This is a genomic window from Shewanella sp. 4t3-1-2LB (assembly GCF_017368415.1).
Classification (GTDB): Bacteria; Pseudomonadota; Gammaproteobacteria; order Enterobacterales; family Shewanellaceae; genus Shewanella; species Shewanella fodinae.
This window is the reverse complement of record NZ_JAFNJD010000039.1, coordinates 1-16374: the sequence shown is the minus strand read 5'-3', so window position 1 is coordinate 16374 and position 16374 is coordinate 1. Positions and strand designations below refer to the sequence as shown.

The window sequence follows — 16374 nt, the reverse complement described above, 5'->3', positions numbered from 1 at the left end:
CTGCTGCCGTAGCATATAGGATGAGTAGTGAATTTAAACGTTTACCGAATCGGTTAATCGCCGCTCCAGTGCCTGCAAACGCGTTACAGTGCCAACATCACACCAGTAAGCAGGCCAGTACTCCGCACTAACGAGTCCATCCACTATCTTCTGTCTAAGCAGCGGCCCCAATGAAAAACGGGTTTCGTCTATGCCAGCAAATAGTTGCGGATGATAAATACCCATGCCTGAGAAGGTCAGTTTTGCCCCCTCTTCCGCCACCAAAAAATCCTCTTTCAAGACAAAGTCTCCCTGAGGATGATGAAGCGGGTTATCCACCAACCACAAATGCGCGAGGCAATTATCCTTCAGCACAGGTAACTGTGGCAGCTTATCGACAAAAATATCGCCGTTGATCACCAAAAAAGGCTCGTTGCCCAACAGCGGCAATGCCTGCTTAATACCGCCACCAGTTTCTAGCGCTTGCGCTTCAACGCTATAGTGAATCTTTACCCCATAGCGCCCACCATCACCCAGCGTCTCCATCAGTAACGGCGCTAACCAAGCACAGTTAATCACCACCTCTTGGATACGTGACTCAGCCAGATGTTGCAGATGGTAACTAATCAAGGGGCGCCCCCCGACAGAGATCAAAGGCTTGGGTAATGTATCGGTGAGTGGGCGCAGGCGTTCCCCTCTTCCGGCCGCTAGAATCATTGCGCGCATCAACAGTGCTCTCCACACAAGGGGAATAATCGGTGCCGCACCCAATTGCCAAACGGCTGCAATTGAGGATAACGCTCACTGACATCGGCAATGTAGCCCAGTGTAAGCGGAATATCCTTTATATAACCTGACTTGCCATCACGATGCAGCAGTCTAGCAAAAATGCCTGCCGCCTTGATATGGCGCTGAAGTCCCATCAGATCGAACCAACGGCCAAATTGCTCAGCAGTGACTTGGCTATCCAGCAACTGCTGAGTCAAACACTGTTGATAAAAAGCATCACGGAGTTCATCAACGACGGAATCCGGCCAACGAATATAACAGTCACGCAGCAAAGATACCGCGTCATAGGTAATAGGCCCTTGAACAGCATCTTGAAAATCAATCACATACAACTGCTGATGGTATACCATCAGATTCCGGCTATGGAAATCCCGATGCATCCCTACCCTAGGTTGCGCCAACGCATTTTCGGTTAACACCTCAAAAATTCGCTGCAACAACTGTTGCTCGCTGCTATCCAGTGATAACTGCCAATGTTTCTCCAGTAACCATTCTGGAAATATAGTGAGTTCACGTTGTACAAAAGCAGCATCATATTGAGGTAAGGGCGCTAAACCGCTATGGGTGACCTTGGCTATTTTCGGTAACAGCGCCAACGCTTGCCGATACCAGTCGCTCACATTGTCAATGTTCAGCCGCGACAGTAACTGCTGGTCACCAAGATCTTGCTGCAAAATAAAACCCTCTGTTTCATTTACAGCAATAATCGTGGGCACTGGGATATTTGATTGATGGTACGCCTGAGCCAGCGCCAAAAAAGGCCTGTTATCCAGTTTTTCAGGAGGTGAATCGGCGACAATATAGCTTTTGACCCCAGTGACAACGCGAAAGTAACGGCGGAAACTGGCATCGCCGGAGATTAAGGTCATGTTCACTGGAACACCAAAATGACACGCTAACCATTGCTGTAATTGAAGAAATCTGGAGTCCGACAAGGTCACCTCGTGGCTCTTAGGATAAAATTGCTTTATTATAGCGGCGGAAAAAACAGGAAACAGCCTGTGGTGACAGAGTTTTTCCCTGGCTGGAGTTGCAACTTAACAGATGCAACTATACTCTCCGAAACACGATTCCAGACAAAGAAGAACCGATAAAGACCCAAGATGCGGAAGCGACTGATACTGGCTCTGAGCCTCGTCACCCCCGTGGCAATAGCAGCCACCGACCCACAGACGGATGAAACCTACGGCCAGTGTATCATTGTGCCTCCCGTTCCTTATAATCCTCCAACAACGGAAGACACTAACAAGAATAATCAGCAAATTGAAATTTCGTCAGATTATTCTGAAAGTAAGTTGGGACAGAGTGCGGTCTTTCAGGGCGATGTATCGTTATCACAGGCAGATAGACGGATCACCGCAGATAAGGCGTCGGTCGATCAACGGCTGCAACAATTGTCAGCAGATGGCAGTCTCGTATTTCAGGATTCGATGATAACGGTTACGGCTGAGTCAATGCAGGCGCAAATGCGATCTAACGTTGCGTCATTGACGGGTGCTCAATATTGGTTACATGGTCAGCAATTACATGGTAAAGCTAAAAACCTGCAAATCACTAAGAATAACAATCTGATCCTGCAGGATAGCAGTTTTACCACTTGTCCCCCAGAGAACGAATCCTGGGTACTAGAAGCTCGCCGCATCCGCATTGACTCCAAAGATGAATGGGGTGAAATCTGGGATGCTAAGTTACGCGTGGGCGGTGTTCCGGTGTTTTATATTCCGTATATGACCATACCGATTACCGATAAACGCAAAACAGGCTTTTTGTTTCCAACATTTAGTTCCAGCACCACTAACGGTATTGAAGTATCTACGCCTTATTACTGGAATATTTCGCCAGAATATGACCTTACCTTTACGCCCACATATATGAGTTCTCGCGGCCTGTTCACCAAAACAGAATTCCGCTATTTGGCCGGAGATGACCAGCAGGGACAAGTCAATTTGGAATATCTCGGTAGTGATGGCAAATTGGAAAACAGCCCGGATCGCTACATGTTTCACTGGCAACAGCAAGGGGCGCTGGATGAAAACTGGCGAGTACGCGCCAATTTCACGGATGTGTCTGATAATAACTATTTCAATGACCTGAAATCAGATGTGAACCGAGCCACCGATAATCAACTTAACCGCGTCGGCGACTTGGGTTACTACACTGATAATTGGGACTTTGGTGTGCGAGTGCAGGACATCAAAGTGTTGGGAGAAGACGAATCACCCTATCAGGTGATGCCCCAGCTAACATACAATTTCCGAGCGCCGCGCTTTTGGCAAGGACTGGATTTTAGCCTGTATTCTGAATTAACCAATTTTGAGCATCGAGGAGAAGACTGGAACTCCGCTGATCGCCTGCATTTTGAACCGACAATAACATTGCCTATTCAAGGGCCTGCCGGCTCACTTACCAGTGAACTAAAACTGTTACAGACTAACTACTGGCAACACAATATTAGCGACAATGAGTTACAGGAGACGGTTAACCGGACATTGCCGCAAGTAAGGGTTCACGGCCAAATCAATTTTGAACGTCAGACCAATTATTTCGACGAAAATTACCGCCAAACGCTTGAACCCCAATTCCAATATCTCTACGTGGGCTATAGAAACCAAGACGAAATTGGCATCTACGACAGCGCCGACCTGCAGCAAGATTATACCGGTCTGTTCCGCGACCGTCGTTATTCAGGTCTAGACCGAATCGCTGATGCCAACCAGCTGACATTAGGGTTAACCACCCGGCTATTTGATGAGCACAATCTGGAGCAACTGAAATTCAGTCTGGGGCAGATCCTGTATTTTGAAAACAGCAAGGTCAATCTCTATTCCGATGAGCTGCGACAGGAGAGTTCTACTTCAGTGTTGGCGGCGGAATTGGATGCCCATCTCTATAGCGACTGGTTTATTAGCGGCGCAATTCAATATGACACTCGCTATAAAGAAAACAAAAAGAGCGAGGTCACCCTGGACTATCGACCAGGCCCCAACAAGTTGGTACAGCTCAGTTACCGTTTTGTACCCGATCTGCTCAACCGAAACACCAATGATCGCGTAGACATTTCTCAAGCAGGCTTCAGGACCACATGGCCAGTCACTAACAGTCTGTACTTTGTCGGTAACTGGTATTACGACCTGAACGAAGACCGTTCTGTCGAAACCTATACCGGCTTCCAATATGAATCCTGTTGCTGGGCAGTGCGTTTAGCCTATCACTACCACATTAAGACCAACTATCAGGACAACTACAATCCGGCGATTGATAATCGTGAATTATTTGAAACAGGTTTTTATCTTAACTTTGTTATCAAAGGGTTGGGTGGCACAGGGCCACTCGGTGTCGATGACATGATGAATGACGGCTTGTTCAATTATCGAAAACCACTTTATCTGAGGAATTAGCACGGATTTGTGGTAGATTGCTGAACCTCAGACAAAACTGACAGTCAAAAACTGGACAACTGCGGTGGCGAAATGCTGCCGACCAAATAAAAATGTGGCAAGGATTTTGTTAATGACCCCCAGTAAAAGTTTAGTGTTTGCATTATGTGCGCTGGTAGTGAGCCATTTTGCCGTGGCGGAACCGCAACCGCTGGATCGCATTGCGGTACAGGTAAACAACGGTGTAGTGCTGGAAAGTGAAGTGCAGAATATGATGGCGGAAATTAAAGCCAGTGCACAAGAAAAAGGCCAAAAATTACCTTCGGATAATGCCTTGCGCACCCAGGTAATTGAACGTCTGATCCTCACTAAACTGCAGTTGCAAACCGCAGATCGAATCGGCTTACATATCGGTGACCTGCAACTAGACCAGACCATTGCCAATATCGCCAAACAGCAAAATATGACGGTGCCACAGCTACAGGCCAAAATTGAGGCCGATGGTCAGAGCTTCAGCCAGTATCGTGAGCAGCTGCGAGAAGATATCACCTTAGGTGAGATTCAACGTATCCAGGTACAACGTCGGATCCAGGTATCGCCTCAGGAAATCAATCACCTAGTGAAATTGATCCAAGAACAGGGGCTTAAGAACGTAGAATTTCAGATAGGCCATATCCTGATTGAAGTACCACAGAATCCAACACCAGAACAGCTGGAAAGTGCCCGCAAACGTGCTGAAAATGTGTTAAGCCGCCTTAAAGAGGGTGCTGATTTTCGTGAATTGGCAATCGCCTCTTCAGCGGGACCCAAAGCCTTGGAAGGCGGTATTTGGGATTACATGAATATTAACGAAATGCCCACACTGTTTGCCGAAGTGGTTAATAATGCCAAAAAAGGCGACATTATTGGCCCAATTAAGAGCAGTGCCGGCTTCCATATTATTAAGGTTATGGATACGCGGGGCATGGAAACTAAAGAGGTTCAAGAAGTCAATGCCCGTCATATTCTGTTGAAGCCATCACCGATCCTTTCAGAAGAACGCGCTAAAGCCACGTTAGAACAGTTCATTAAGGACATCAAAAGCGGTAAGGCCAAGTTTGCAGATTTGGCCAAACAGTACTCTGAAGATCCCGGTTCTGCCGCTAAAGGCGGTGAATTGGGTTGGGCTGAGCCTTCTATTTATGTTCCAGAATTTGCACAAACCTTGTCACATCTGAAAGATGGCGAAATCAGTGAACCGTTCCGTTCCTCTTTTGGCTGGCACATAGTACAGCTCGAAGGCCGCCGGACTACAGATGCCACAAAAGAATTCAACACCAACCGCGCTCATGAATTGATCTTCCGTCGGAAGTTCAATGAGGAATTGCAGAACTGGCTGGACGAAATGCGGGCAAGCGCATACATTGAAGTTTTCGATCCTCAACCTAACAGAGGTTAAGCAGTTTGGACACTAAACGTATTGCCATCACCGCCGGCGACCCTGCCGGAATCGGCCCGGAACTGGTAGTACAACTGGCTCAGCGCAGTTGGCCAGCAGAGCTGGTCGTGTGCGCTGATCCGTCATTGTTGCAGTCACGGGCAAAAATGCTTGGGTTGAGCTTGCAGCTACGGCCCTATCAGCCGTCACAGGCACCAAAGCCACAAGAAGCGGGGACACTGACTATCGTCCCATTTCAGATGGCGGCAGAGGCGCGTTGTGGCGTACTGGATGAACAAAATAGTGCCTACGTGGTTGAAACGTTAAGTTATGCTGGTGAGAAAAACATGAACGGCGAATTTGACGCTGTGGTTACCGGCCCCGTACACAAAGGCATCATTAATCAGGCCGGAATACCGTTCTCTGGGCATACAGAATTTTTTGCCCATCAAGCGGGTTGTAAGGATGTGGTCATGATGTTGGCCTGCCCAGGATTGCAGGTGGCGCTGGTCACCACCCATATCCCGCTCGCCTATGTTGCCAAAGCCATCACCCGCGATCGCTTGCACCAAGTGATCAATATTCTGCATCATGATCTGGTCAACCGCTTCGCGCTGGAAAACCCGAAAATTTATGTTTGTGGTCTCAACCCTCATGCCGGGGAAAACGGTCACCTAGGGCGCGAAGAACTAGATGTGATTATTCCGGCGCTTGATGAACTAAGGCAGCAGGGAATGCGGATTGTCGGCCCATTGCCGGCTGATACGCTGTTTCAACCTAAATATCTGCAAGATGCCGATGTGGTCTTATCCATGTACCATGATCAAGGGTTACCTGTGCTGAAGTCCATGGGATTTGGTAAATCGGTTAATATCACCCTAGGGCTGCCATATATCAGGACATCGGTTGATCACGGGACTGCGCTGGAACTTGCAGGTACCGGTAAAGCAGATCTTGGCAGCTTTGTCTGTGCCTTAAACAAAGCCATTGAACTGGCACATAAAAACTAATCCCAACTGAGCATTAATGAGTAATAAAGTACATTTAGGCCATACGGCCAGAAAACGCTTTGGTCAGAATTTTCTGACAGACAGTAATATTATCAATCGCATTGTTTCCGCGATTGCTCCTGACAATGACCATATCATGGTGGAGATTGGCCCTGGTTTAGCCGCATTGACCGAACCTGTAGCCGAAAGCATTGACAGTTTGACTGTTATTGAGCTGGACCGAGACCTAGTAGAGCGATTACAGCATCACCCGATGTTGAAAGATAAGCTAGAAATTCACCAGGGTGACGCGCTGCAGTTTGATTTCAAACAGCTGCTACGCGATGGCAAGAAGTTAAAAGTGTTCGGCAACCTGCCTTACAACATCTCCACGCCGCTGATGTTTCATCTGTTTAGTTTTGCTGAACATATCAGCAATATGCATTTTATGTTACAGAAGGAAGTGGTTCTAAGGTTATCGGCAGCGCCTGGCAGTAAAGCCTATGGACGCTTGACAGTGATGGCACAGTATTATTGTCAAGTAGTGCCCGTACTAGAAGTGCCGCCGGAGAGTTTCACCCCGCCACCCAAAGTTGATTCTGCCGTGGTCCGCCTAGTGCCTTATGAGCAGCGACCTTGGCCCTGCAAAGACATTAAATTGCTGGAGAGCATCACCGCTACTGCGTTTAATATGCGCCGCAAGACGTTAAGGAACAATCTGAAGCAGTTATTCAGCGATGAAGACTTTTCCTCACTGGGTATTGATGCGGGGCTGCGACCTGAGCAGATAAGTGTTAGTCAATATGTGGCAATGGCCAACTATCTGTACAATAAAAGAATCTAGACAGCGGGGACGCTTTTTTAGCGTCCCGCGTTTCCCCATCAAGTCACACAACAGGAAGGGAAATGGCACAGTACAATTCTGTCAGAGTTGAAGTAAAAACCGAGTACATCGCCCACCAGTCTGCGCCCAATGAGGACAGATATCTGTTCAGCTATACCATTACCATCATCAATTTGGGTGACGAAAGCGTCACCTTAAAGAGCCGCCACTGGATTATTACTGATGCTAACGGTAAAAAGACAGAAGTACAGGGGGCTGGTGTGGTTGGAGAAACCCCAAAAATTCAGCCAAACACTGCATACCAATACAGCAGTGGCACAGTGCTTGAAACCCCACTTGGTGTGATGGAAGGTCGTTATCTGATGGAAACGGATCAGGGCCGGAGCTTTTATGTTCCCATAAATGCATTTCGCCTGGCTGTACCCGGAATGATCCATTAGAAAGGAATGTACTGTGGCTAATTATTTTGTAGGTGACATTCACGGTTGTTTCAGCGAGTTAAAAAAGCTGCTGGAAACCGTGGATTTTAATCAATCAAGGGATGTGCTTTGGTCAGTGGGCGATCTGATCGCCAGAGGTTCAGAGTCACTGGCAACACTGCGTTTTTTCGAGCATTTGGACAACGCTGCCAGAATGGTGCTTGGCAACCACGAGCTTAATCTTTTTGGTATCAACGCTGGGATACGCACCCCCCGCCCGTCCTGTCAGCTTACTGAGCTTATTGCATCAGACGACTTCCCGCGGTTGCTGGAGTGGTTAAGGTTACAACCGCTGCTGCACGAAATGCCTGAACACCAACTACTGATGACTCATGCGGGCATACCACCGCAATGGGATGTAGACACACTACGTCAAGAAGCAACTCGTGTATCTGAGGCGTTAAAGCAACCAGATTATCTTGATGTGATCATCAGCCGTATGTATACCGATGCGCCAGAAGGTTGGAACCCAGACCTCGATCATTATGAACGGATCCGTTATTGCATAAATGCACTCACCAGAATCCGCTTTTTGTATAGTGATGGTCGTCTAGATTTTGCCTGCAAACTTCCACCAGAAGAATGTGTCGATTCTGACCTGAAGCCTTGGTTTCTATTCCCCTCTAAAACCGATAATTACATTAAAGTTTTTGGTCACTGGGCTGCGTTGATGGGTGAAACCGGTAATCCCAAGATACAAGCCCTAGATACTGGTTGCTGCTGGGATCAGTACCTGACATTATGGCATCTGGAGTCAAATCAAAAAATCACGCAAAAGCGGTTAAAAAAGAGTTAAACTAACGCCTTATTCGGCCGATGAACTTGCTATTGCGCCTGATTACCCTCATACAAAAAATAATAATTGTTCCGGAGTAACCCTATGAAGTTGAACATGGCCACCCGAGTAATTGCCGGGTTTACGGTAGTGACCCTGTTGCTGCTGATTCTTGGCACAGTTTCCTGGCTGACCAATAATGAGCTAAAGCAAGCGACGCAGATTACTCAGAAATTAAGTTTGCCAGCGCTAGACACCACCAATGCCTTATCCGAAATTCTCAGCGAACAACAACGACTGATCCTAGTCGCTTTTCATATTCAGCTCTCTTCAAAAATGCCTGAAGTCAATAACAAATTTGCACAACAAAACAGCACATTTGATGATAAATACAACACGCTGATATCCCTATTGCAGGGCAGAGAAGAGATCCAAAGCATCCTGCCAGAGGTTAACAGCAGTTACCAAGAATTCACTGGCCTTGGTAAGAGAATGATGGATAACAAACTGCAAGCACTGCAGTTGCAAGAAGGTTTGATAAAAACGCGCGATCAGTTGGATTCTGAGTCCGATGATGCCGGTTCATTATTGCTGGACCTGGTAGATATGGAAAACGCCAACGATGCAACCAAACGTGATATTGCCGCAGCCGCATCTTCTGTTGACAGCAGTATCACCAGCATCGTCAGCACGGTTTATGATCTGGTTGCCACCACGGAGCAGAGTAAGTATGAACTGATCAATAAAGAACTCGGCTACATTATTGGCGAAGCGCAAACTAAACTCGACTATATTGGTCGTCACGGTGATGGCGTAGTCAAACCAGAAGTCCTGAAAGCCATCAATCAACAAACAGCGAAAATCTTTAAGTTGTTGCAGGGCAGCGGCTCCATCCAAGAGAGAAAAGGTCAACAAGTACAACTGTTACTGAGTACTAGTAAAGATTTGGAGCAGTCCGAAGCATTAAAAGGTAATGCTGTTAATGCAATGAAACATCTCTCCACTGCAATTGAAAAGCTGTCGAATGATGTCAATGCCAATATCCTCAATAGCATTAACTCCGCCAGCATTAAAACGTTAATGGTGGTCATTATTGCGATTCTGGTTGCCATTGGTGTTAGCATCGCAGTCATCCGACCTTTAACAGCAGCACTTAAGCAGATTAACCATGCCCTAAGTGTGGTGGCATCAGGGGATCTGACTCATAAACTCGACGATTCAGGACATGATGAGTTTGCTGAATTGTCCCGCAACTGCAACCGACTCGTCGACAGTTTACGGCAGCTTATCACCGGTATTTTAGATCGGTCTAATCAACTGGCGGCGGCGGCAGAAGAAACCTCTGCTATTACATCTCAAACCACGGTGAGTATTCAGGAGCAAAAAGGCCAAGTGGTTCAGGCAGCTACTGCCACCACAGAGTTAAGTTCCAGTGCCCAACAGGTATCCTTGAGTGCTGACCATGCGTTGGCGCAAATCAAGAAGGCGGATGAGCAAGCGCAAAATATGCACGGCATTGCGGAAGAAAATCGCCATACAATTGAATCACTTGCCAACGAAGTCGCCAAAGCCGCCAAGGTGATCAATAAAGTTCACTCCGACAGTGGTGCGATTGGCTCTATCTTAGATGTTATCCGAGGTGTTGCTGAGCAAACAAATCTGCTGGCGTTGAATGCGGCCATTGAAGCAGCACGAGCAGGTGAACAAGGCCGTGGTTTTGCGGTAGTTGCCGATGAAGTCCGTAGCCTTGCATCCCGGACGCAGCAATCCACTGCAGAAATTCAACAGATGATTGAAGTACTGCAAAAAGGCACTAAAGAAGCAGTAAGCGTCATGGAATTTGGTCAATCACAGGCACAACTCTGCGTTGAGAAAAACGAACAGTCGAACAACGCGCTGCTGGCCATCAGCGATTCGGTTCGCCAAGCACATGATGCGGGAACTCAAATTGCTGGCGCCGCGCAAGAACAGAATCTGGTCAGTCAGCAAGTTTCAGAGAAACTGGAGCATATCGCCCAGATTTCCGAAGAGACCGCTACCGGAGCCGATCAGACTGCACAATCCAGTCATCAGGTTGCAAAACTAGCTGAAGAACTGCAGCTGTCTGTACGAGAATTCAACGTATAAAAATACGAAGCACAACTAAAAAGCCGCTCAAAAAGCGGCTTTTTATTTTTCTGAGGTCAGGGATTAATCTTCTTCCCCACCGCTACCGCCTAAACGATCTTTAATCGCCGCAGTAATTGCACCGCTGCTAAAGCCATTGGCCTCGGCCCAGGCCAGAATGGTTTTACCGTCAGACTCGGCCACTCCGAGTTCATTAGTTGACAATCGTTTAGCAACAAACTCACCCGTTTCCTCAGCTTTGGCCAAGTACGCAGTTCGTAATAAGCTATTGCCATCACACACAATGCCCTGATATACGTTACGTAGTTTTACACGATTTTCCTTAAGCTTTTTACGCAACCGATTCTTGTCATTTGATTTCACATAATCGCAAATACTGGCAATCAACGCGACATCGTCAGCAGCCTTTGCTGGCGCAGGTATTGAGATCGAGGATACAGCGACCAACGCAGCTATAGCCACAGGGAACAGACGCATCATTCACTCCTTAAGTTTTTATAGTTTTGTTTACCAGCTATTGCCGGCCTCATACAGGGTATTAAAAATACACGCCAAATTTAACACTTTTTAACGTATTTTAAAAAGTGAAATTCCAGTCCATTAGCGCTGATCCCTGAATCGTCGGAGGATTTGACCCACTGACCATCATCCCAGGAGGGGAAATAAGTATCGCCGTCCACATCCAATGAAATTTGCGTTAAATAAAGTATGTCTGCACAAGGCAGCGCTTCAGCGTATAATTGCCCACCGCCAATAATCATCAGTTCATCGCATACATTGGCTTGGTCAAATGCCTCAGATAGAGAGCTGACCATGGTCACTCCAGGAATTGTCATATCACTGTTGCGGGTGATAACGATATTCTGTCTGCCTGGGAGCGGTTTACCAATAGACTCATATGTCCTCCGCCCCATCACTACTGGCTTACCCATGGTCACTTGTTTAAAATGTCGCAGATCCTCCGGCAAATGCCAAGGCATCTGGTTATCCTTACCGATGACACGATTATTGGCCATTGCGGCTATCAAGGCGATTCGCATGAAGACTCCGTAGCTATCGAGTTAAATAATCGGACGAGTTCGATAATACACCAATGATGGCATCGCCAATCCAACCGACAATGCTCCCAGAATAAACACCGTTTTAACGCCATTAAGCACGACCTGATTCAAAACGTCTGGGCGAACTTCTGAATGAGCGGCCAACTCCACTAACGCGATAACAGTGTTATAAGCATATGAGCCGGGGATCATCGGAATAATGGCCGCAACGCCATACAACAGTGGAGGCGCCAGATGGCGCTTGGCAAACATGATAGTCATAATGCCAATCAGCGCCGCAGCCATAAAAGTGGCCCATTCAATAGGTACTGACAAAAACTGCATTAATAGAGTACGAAAACAGTGACCAACGGCACCAGCCAAAGCGCAATAAGGTAAAAAACGCCGTGGCACATTGAACAGCATGGCAAAGCCAACGGCAGGAAATGAGGAAAAAAAAGCATCATCAGCGAGTTTAAGCAATAGTTCCATCACTTCAACAATCCCCCTAATTGCATAGCGATGGTGATACCAATCACCGATGCAACCGTCATCAGCGTTGCCTGCCCCCAACGAGCAATACCTACATTCATATGGCCTTTAACCATATCCGATATGGCATTAATCATTGGAAACCCCGGCACTAACATCAATACCGAGGCAGCGACAGCAAGCCTAGGAGTAGCCGTTAATGGATACATAAAACCCACTTGAGCCAGCACACTAGTGACAAAGGCAGTCACGGCGAAATTTACCAGCACATTAAAGTGCTTTGCCGCCATCGCCAGACGTACATACATGCCGACAGCAGCGGCCAGGAAAGTGATAAAACATGCCGCAGCATCACCACCAGACAGATGGCAAAAACTACCACAGGATAGTGCTACCGATGGGATAAGGACCCAATTCGGATAGGTGCGAGGGTGAATATGCGCCAATCTTTTGCGCACGTCATTAGGACCAAACAGCCCCTTTTCCGTCAGCAGACAGATCCGCTGTAACTCACAAACCACCGCCATATTGATGCCATGTTGCCGGATACGTCTGGTCGTGGTGACACACCGCCCATGGACCAGACTGGTCAACACCAGAGAATTTGATGAGATAGATAGTTCGACACTAGCTAGCCCCAGTGCTTGTCCTAAGCGCTGACTCAGCTCTTCCACTAAGTCAGACTCGGCACCATAGGCCAGCAAAAGCTGCGCAGCCCGGACTACCTGCCGGGTGATATCATTTTGGGTATCAGCGTACACAGGAGTTCAGGCTCTCTTTATCAGCGATTAGCGTTGATATATAACCTCGACATCATAATCATCGTCATCGAAGTCATCGTCAAATTCATCATCATATTCTTCGTTGAGATCGTCAGCGTTTTCCAGATGATCACTACTCCATTTGAACTCGACCTCGTCATCCGGGTCATTATCTTGTTTTTCTACGGGCAGCTTACTGATGAAGTCATATAACTTTTCCGCCAGCGCTGCTGTCCCTTCTCGGGTGTAGGCAGACATGGTATATACCTCGCCTTCCCAGCCGATGTCTGCGACCACCTTGGCAACTTTTTCCTGAAGTTCCTCTTCAAGCAACAAATCAGCCTTATTAAACACCAACCAACGTGGTTTACCTGCCAGTTTAGGGGAGTATTTCTCCAATTCTGCCACAATTGCGCGAGCTGATTCTGCAGGGTCGCTACCATCCACAGGTTCAATATCGACGATATGAAGTAATACCCGGCAACGCTCCAGATGCTTCAGGAAACGAATACCAAGCCCGGCACCTTCTGCCGCACCTTCGATCAAACCAGGAATATCGGCAATAACAAAACTCTGCCCTGGACGTGGATTTACAACCCCCAGATTGGGCACTAGTGTGGTAAAGGGATAATCAGCCACTTTGGGTGTGGCTCGAGAAACCGCACGAATAAAAGTAGATTTACCGGCATTTGGCATCCCGAGCAACCCCACATCCGCCAACAGCAACAACTCCAATCTCAAACTACGGACTTCACCTTGAGTTCCCATAGTTTTCTGCCTAGGAGCGCGGTTAACACTGCTTTTAAAACGAGTATTGCCAAGCCCGTGGAATCCACCTTTAGCGACCAATAACTTTTGACCGTGCTGAGTCAAGTCACCCAAGACCTCGTCAGTATCTTCGTCAACTGCACGGGTACCGACAGGCACCCTCAGGATAAGGTCTTGACCGCCGTGACCAGTACAATCACGGCTACGGCCATTCTCACCCCGTTCTGCCGCATGGAAACGTTCAAAACGGTAATCAATCAGGGTGTTGAGGTTTTCATCTGCCTGCAGATATACACTGCCACCGTCACCACCGTCACCACCGTCGGGGCCACCATCAGGCAGATACTTCTCACGCCTGAAGCTGACGCAGCCGTTTCCGCCATCGCCAGCATCGACTCTAATTACTGCCTCATCAACAAACTTCATAAACTCTCCTGATACCACCGAATGCACGAATTATATCTGTTAAATCCGGTTGGCACCAAAAAACAAATTAACCAAAACAAAAGCCCCACCAATGGCGGGGCTTTGCAGCAAAGGTTGAAGATTACTCTTCGATACTGACGAACTTGCGGTTCTCAGGACCCTTTACTTCAAATTTCACTTTGCCGTCAGTCAGGGCAAACAGAGTATGGTCACGACCAATACCTACGTTTACACCGGCGTGGAACTTAGTACCACGTTGACGAACAATAATGTTGCCTGCCAGTACAGACTCACCGCCAAAGCGTTTTACGCCAAGACGTTTACTTTCTGAATCGCGGCCGTTACGAGTAGAACCGCCAGCTTTTTTGTGTGCCATGAGTCAGACTCCTAATTAAGCATTGATTGCAGTGATTTTAACTTCAGTGAACCACTGACGGTGGCCCATTTTCTTCTCGTGGTGTTTACGACGACGAAACTTCTGAATAGTTACTTTTTCGTCACGACCGTGGCTTACAACGGTAGCAAGCACTTTGCCACCAGCGACCAACGGAGTGCCAACTTTTACGTCTTCACCATTAGCAACCAACAATACCTGGTCAAATTCAATGGTTTCACCTGTAGCAACTTCAATTTTTTCCAAGCGTACAGTGTGACCTTCAGCAACACGGTGCTGCTTACCACCACTTTGAAAAACAGCGTACATAGCTATTTTACTCCGAAATTCCTAACACACCGGCCGTTTGCTGGTCCGGGTGCTACAAAAACTTTAATGACAATGGGCGCGGATTCTACGCGAAGAATTGCTAGCTGGCAAGTCCAAAATGGGCAAGATCAAAAAAAGCTAAGGTTATCGCCCACAAACGCTGCTTAACTACTGTCTTATACAATTATTTTAGGTAAACTTGCGTACATTATAACACTTTATCGGGGCTCTCATGCGGTCCCGCTCAATCAGAGTCTACTATGGATTTAACCATTATCCGTCAGCTGGCTGATGCGGATATGCAGGCAGTCAACCAACTGATATACAAGCAGCTGGAATCCGATGTTGCACTGATCAATCAATTAGGTTTTTACATTATTAACGGTGGTGGTAAAAGAATGCGCCCACTGTTATCGGTATTGGCCGCCAGAGCTATTGGTTATGAAGGTCAAGCTCATCTTAAGTTGGCCGCAATCGTCGAATTTATCCATACAGCTTCTTTATTGCACGATGATGTCGTCGATGAGTCTACATTGCGGCGTGGCAGAGAAACCGCTAACTCGTTATTTGGCAACAGTGCCAGCGTGCTGGTGGGCGATTTTCTTTATACCCGAGCGTTTCAAATGATGACCGAATTGGACTCGATGGTAGTACTTAAAGTACTGGCTGACACCACCAATGTACTCGCTGAAGGTGAAGTATTGCAGTTGATGAACTGTAACGATCCCGATACCACAGAAGCCAGCTACATGCGCGTCATCTATTGTAAAACAGCCAAGTTGTTTGAAGCCGCGACTCGTTTAGCCGGTGTATTGGCAAAGTGTCCCCAAGAATTAGAACAAGCACTTGCTGACTACGGGAAGTATCTCGGCACGGCTTTCCAGTTAACTGACGATCTGCTGGATTACACCGCGGAAACAGAAGAGTTAGGGAAGAATATCGGTGACGATTTAGCCGAAGGAAAACCCACATTACCACTAATATATGCGATGGCTCACGGTGATGAGCATGCCAAGCAGGTCATCCGCAAAGCCATTGAAGAAGGTAATGGCACTGAACACATCGAAACTATTGTTGAGACGCTAAATACCTGCGGTGCACTTGAATACACTTATCAGCGTGCATTACAGGAAGCCGATAATGCCATCAGTGCCATCGATATCTTACCGGATAGCGATTTTAAACAAGCGTTGATAAGTCTTGCTAAAATAGCAGTTTCACGCAGTCACTAACCAGTAATCGCTAAATTTATTGGTTATCTCATAAAAAAAGCGGCTAAAAGCCTAATGCTGATCAGTTAAGCCAGATCGCTTGACGATCTCATTGAAAAGATCAAAATCCGATGACCACTCGTCATCGGATTTTTTTATGCAACTCACTACCGCGCTTGCACTGGCTAATGGCTATG

17 protein-coding genes are annotated in these 16374 nt (G+C 47.3%); 8 read left to right on the top strand and 9 right to left on the bottom strand.

The window, feature by feature from the left end; all coding sequences use genetic code 11:
* Positions 1-33 precede the first annotated feature (33 nt).
* Complete coding sequence (gene murU / locus J3L11_RS14040; RefSeq protein WP_207571399.1) at positions 34-705, bottom strand: N-acetylmuramate alpha-1-phosphate uridylyltransferase MurU; 672 nt, start codon at positions 703-705, stop codon at positions 34-36.
* Complete coding sequence (locus J3L11_RS14035; RefSeq protein ID WP_207571398.1) at positions 705-1709, bottom strand: phosphotransferase; 1005 nt, start codon at positions 1707-1709, stop codon at positions 705-707. The genes murU and J3L11_RS14035 overlap by 1 nt, the downstream gene beginning before the upstream one ends.
* Before the next feature lie 162 nt (positions 1710-1871).
* Between J3L11_RS14035 and lptD the strand changes: the two genes are divergently transcribed.
* From lptD to J3L11_RS14000, 7 genes are all read left to right on the top strand, one after another.
* Positions 1872-4166: an LPS assembly protein LptD gene (lptD, locus tag J3L11_RS14030; RefSeq protein WP_189617201.1), complete on the top strand. Its 2295-nt coding sequence runs from the start codon at positions 1872-1874 to the stop codon at positions 4164-4166.
* Positions 4167-4278: 112 nt separating this feature from the next.
* On the top strand, positions 4279-5583 hold the full coding sequence (gene surA / locus J3L11_RS14025; protein ID WP_133040342.1) for a peptidylprolyl isomerase SurA: 1305 nt from the start codon (positions 4279-4281) through the stop codon (positions 5581-5583).
* Positions 5584-5588: 5 nt separating this feature from the next.
* On the top strand, positions 5589-6572 hold the full coding sequence (gene pdxA / locus J3L11_RS14020; protein WP_189617202.1) for a 4-hydroxythreonine-4-phosphate dehydrogenase PdxA: 984 nt from the start codon (positions 5589-5591) through the stop codon (positions 6570-6572).
* 16 nt (positions 6573-6588) lie between these two features.
* A complete protein-coding gene (gene rsmA / locus J3L11_RS14015; protein ID WP_207571397.1) occupies positions 6589-7395 on the top strand; it encodes a 16S rRNA (adenine(1518)-N(6)/adenine(1519)-N(6))-dimethyltransferase RsmA in 807 nt (268 codons plus the stop codon).
* A 62-nt stretch (positions 7396-7457) separates the two neighbouring features.
* Positions 7458-7835 carry a Co2+/Mg2+ efflux protein ApaG gene (gene apaG, locus J3L11_RS14010; protein ID WP_133040345.1) on the top strand — a complete coding sequence of 126 codons (378 nt, stop codon included), beginning with the start codon at positions 7458-7460 and terminating at the stop codon, positions 7833-7835.
* 13 nt (positions 7836-7848) lie between these two features.
* Positions 7849-8670, top strand: coding sequence for a symmetrical bis(5'-nucleosyl)-tetraphosphatase (locus tag J3L11_RS14005; protein WP_189617204.1), 822 nt, complete (start codon positions 7849-7851; stop codon positions 8668-8670).
* An 84-nt stretch (positions 8671-8754) separates the two neighbouring features.
* Positions 8755-10776, top strand: a complete 2022-nt coding sequence (locus tag J3L11_RS14000; RefSeq protein ID WP_207571396.1) for a methyl-accepting chemotaxis protein — start codon at positions 8755-8757, stop codon at positions 10774-10776.
* A 63-nt stretch (positions 10777-10839) separates the two neighbouring features.
* Here the strand turns inward: J3L11_RS14000 and J3L11_RS13995 are convergent, their stop codons facing one another.
* The 7 genes from J3L11_RS13995 to rplU all read right to left on the bottom strand — a co-directional run bounded on the left by J3L11_RS13995 (position 10840) and on the right by rplU (position 14966).
* Positions 10840-11253, bottom strand: a complete 414-nt coding sequence (locus tag J3L11_RS13995; protein WP_189617224.1) for a DUF3718 domain-containing protein — start codon at positions 11251-11253, stop codon at positions 10840-10842.
* Positions 11254-11333: 80 nt separating this feature from the next.
* The gene (locus J3L11_RS13990) at positions 11334-11816 is read right to left on the bottom strand and encodes a dihydrofolate reductase (protein WP_207571395.1); all 483 of its coding nucleotides are present in this window, start codon (positions 11814-11816) and stop codon (positions 11334-11336) included.
* A gap of 21 nt (positions 11817-11837) precedes the next feature.
* Positions 11838-12311, bottom strand: a complete 474-nt coding sequence (locus J3L11_RS13985; protein WP_189617207.1) for a threonine/serine exporter family protein — start codon at positions 12309-12311, stop codon at positions 11838-11840.
* Complete coding sequence (locus J3L11_RS13980) at positions 12308-13069, bottom strand: threonine/serine exporter family protein (RefSeq protein ID WP_207571394.1); 762 nt, start codon at positions 13067-13069, stop codon at positions 12308-12310. Before J3L11_RS13980 ends, J3L11_RS13985 begins: the two co-directional genes overlap by 4 nt.
* A gap of 27 nt (positions 13070-13096) precedes the next feature.
* A complete protein-coding gene (gene cgtA / locus J3L11_RS13975; protein WP_133040351.1) occupies positions 13097-14263 on the bottom strand; it encodes an Obg family GTPase CgtA in 1167 nt (388 codons plus the stop codon).
* 121 nt (positions 14264-14384) lie between these two features.
* Complete coding sequence (gene rpmA, locus J3L11_RS13970; protein WP_133040352.1) at positions 14385-14639, bottom strand: 50S ribosomal protein L27; 255 nt, start codon at positions 14637-14639, stop codon at positions 14385-14387.
* 15 nt (positions 14640-14654) lie between these two features.
* Positions 14655-14966 (bottom strand): 50S ribosomal protein L21, encoded by a 312-nt coding sequence (gene rplU / locus J3L11_RS13965; RefSeq protein ID WP_133040353.1) that lies wholly within the window; start codon positions 14964-14966, stop codon positions 14655-14657.
* Between the two features lie 260 nt (positions 14967-15226).
* Between rplU and ispB the strand changes: the two genes are divergently transcribed.
* Positions 15227-16198, top strand: a complete 972-nt coding sequence (gene ispB, locus J3L11_RS13960; RefSeq protein WP_133040354.1) for an octaprenyl diphosphate synthase — start codon at positions 15227-15229, stop codon at positions 16196-16198.
* Positions 16199-16374 lie beyond the last annotated feature (176 nt).

Bases quoted from the DNA above. Each gene is read 5' to 3' on its own strand.
- murU (WP_207571399.1), bottom strand. From the start codon at position 705: ATGCGCGCAATGATTCTAGCGGCCGGAAGAGGGGAACGCCTGCGCCCA.
- lptD (WP_189617201.1), top strand. From the start codon at position 1,872: ATGCGGAAGCGACTGATACTGGCTCTGAGCCTCGTCACCCCCGTGGCA.
- surA (WP_133040342.1), top strand. From the start codon at position 4,279: ATGACCCCCAGTAAAAGTTTAGTGTTTGCATTATGTGCGCTGGTAGTG.
- rsmA (WP_207571397.1), top strand. From the start codon at position 6,589: ATGAGTAATAAAGTACATTTAGGCCATACGGCCAGAAAACGCTTTGGT.
- apaG (WP_133040345.1), top strand. From the start codon at position 7,458: ATGGCACAGTACAATTCTGTCAGAGTTGAAGTAAAAACCGAGTACATC.
- J3L11_RS14000 (WP_207571396.1), top strand. From the start codon at position 8,755: ATGAAGTTGAACATGGCCACCCGAGTAATTGCCGGGTTTACGGTAGTG.
- J3L11_RS13995 (WP_189617224.1), bottom strand. From the start codon at position 11,253: ATGCGTCTGTTCCCTGTGGCTATAGCTGCGTTGGTCGCTGTATCCTCG.
- J3L11_RS13990 (WP_207571395.1), bottom strand. From the start codon at position 11,816: ATGCGAATCGCCTTGATAGCCGCAATGGCCAATAATCGTGTCATCGGT.
- cgtA (WP_133040351.1), bottom strand. From the start codon at position 14,263: ATGAAGTTTGTTGATGAGGCAGTAATTAGAGTCGATGCTGGCGATGGC.
- rpmA (WP_133040352.1), bottom strand. From the start codon at position 14,639: ATGGCACACAAAAAAGCTGGCGGTTCTACTCGTAACGGCCGCGATTCA.
- rplU (WP_133040353.1), bottom strand. From the start codon at position 14,966: ATGTACGCTGTTTTTCAAAGTGGTGGTAAGCAGCACCGTGTTGCTGAA.
- ispB (WP_133040354.1), top strand. From the start codon at position 15,227: ATGGATTTAACCATTATCCGTCAGCTGGCTGATGCGGATATGCAGGCA.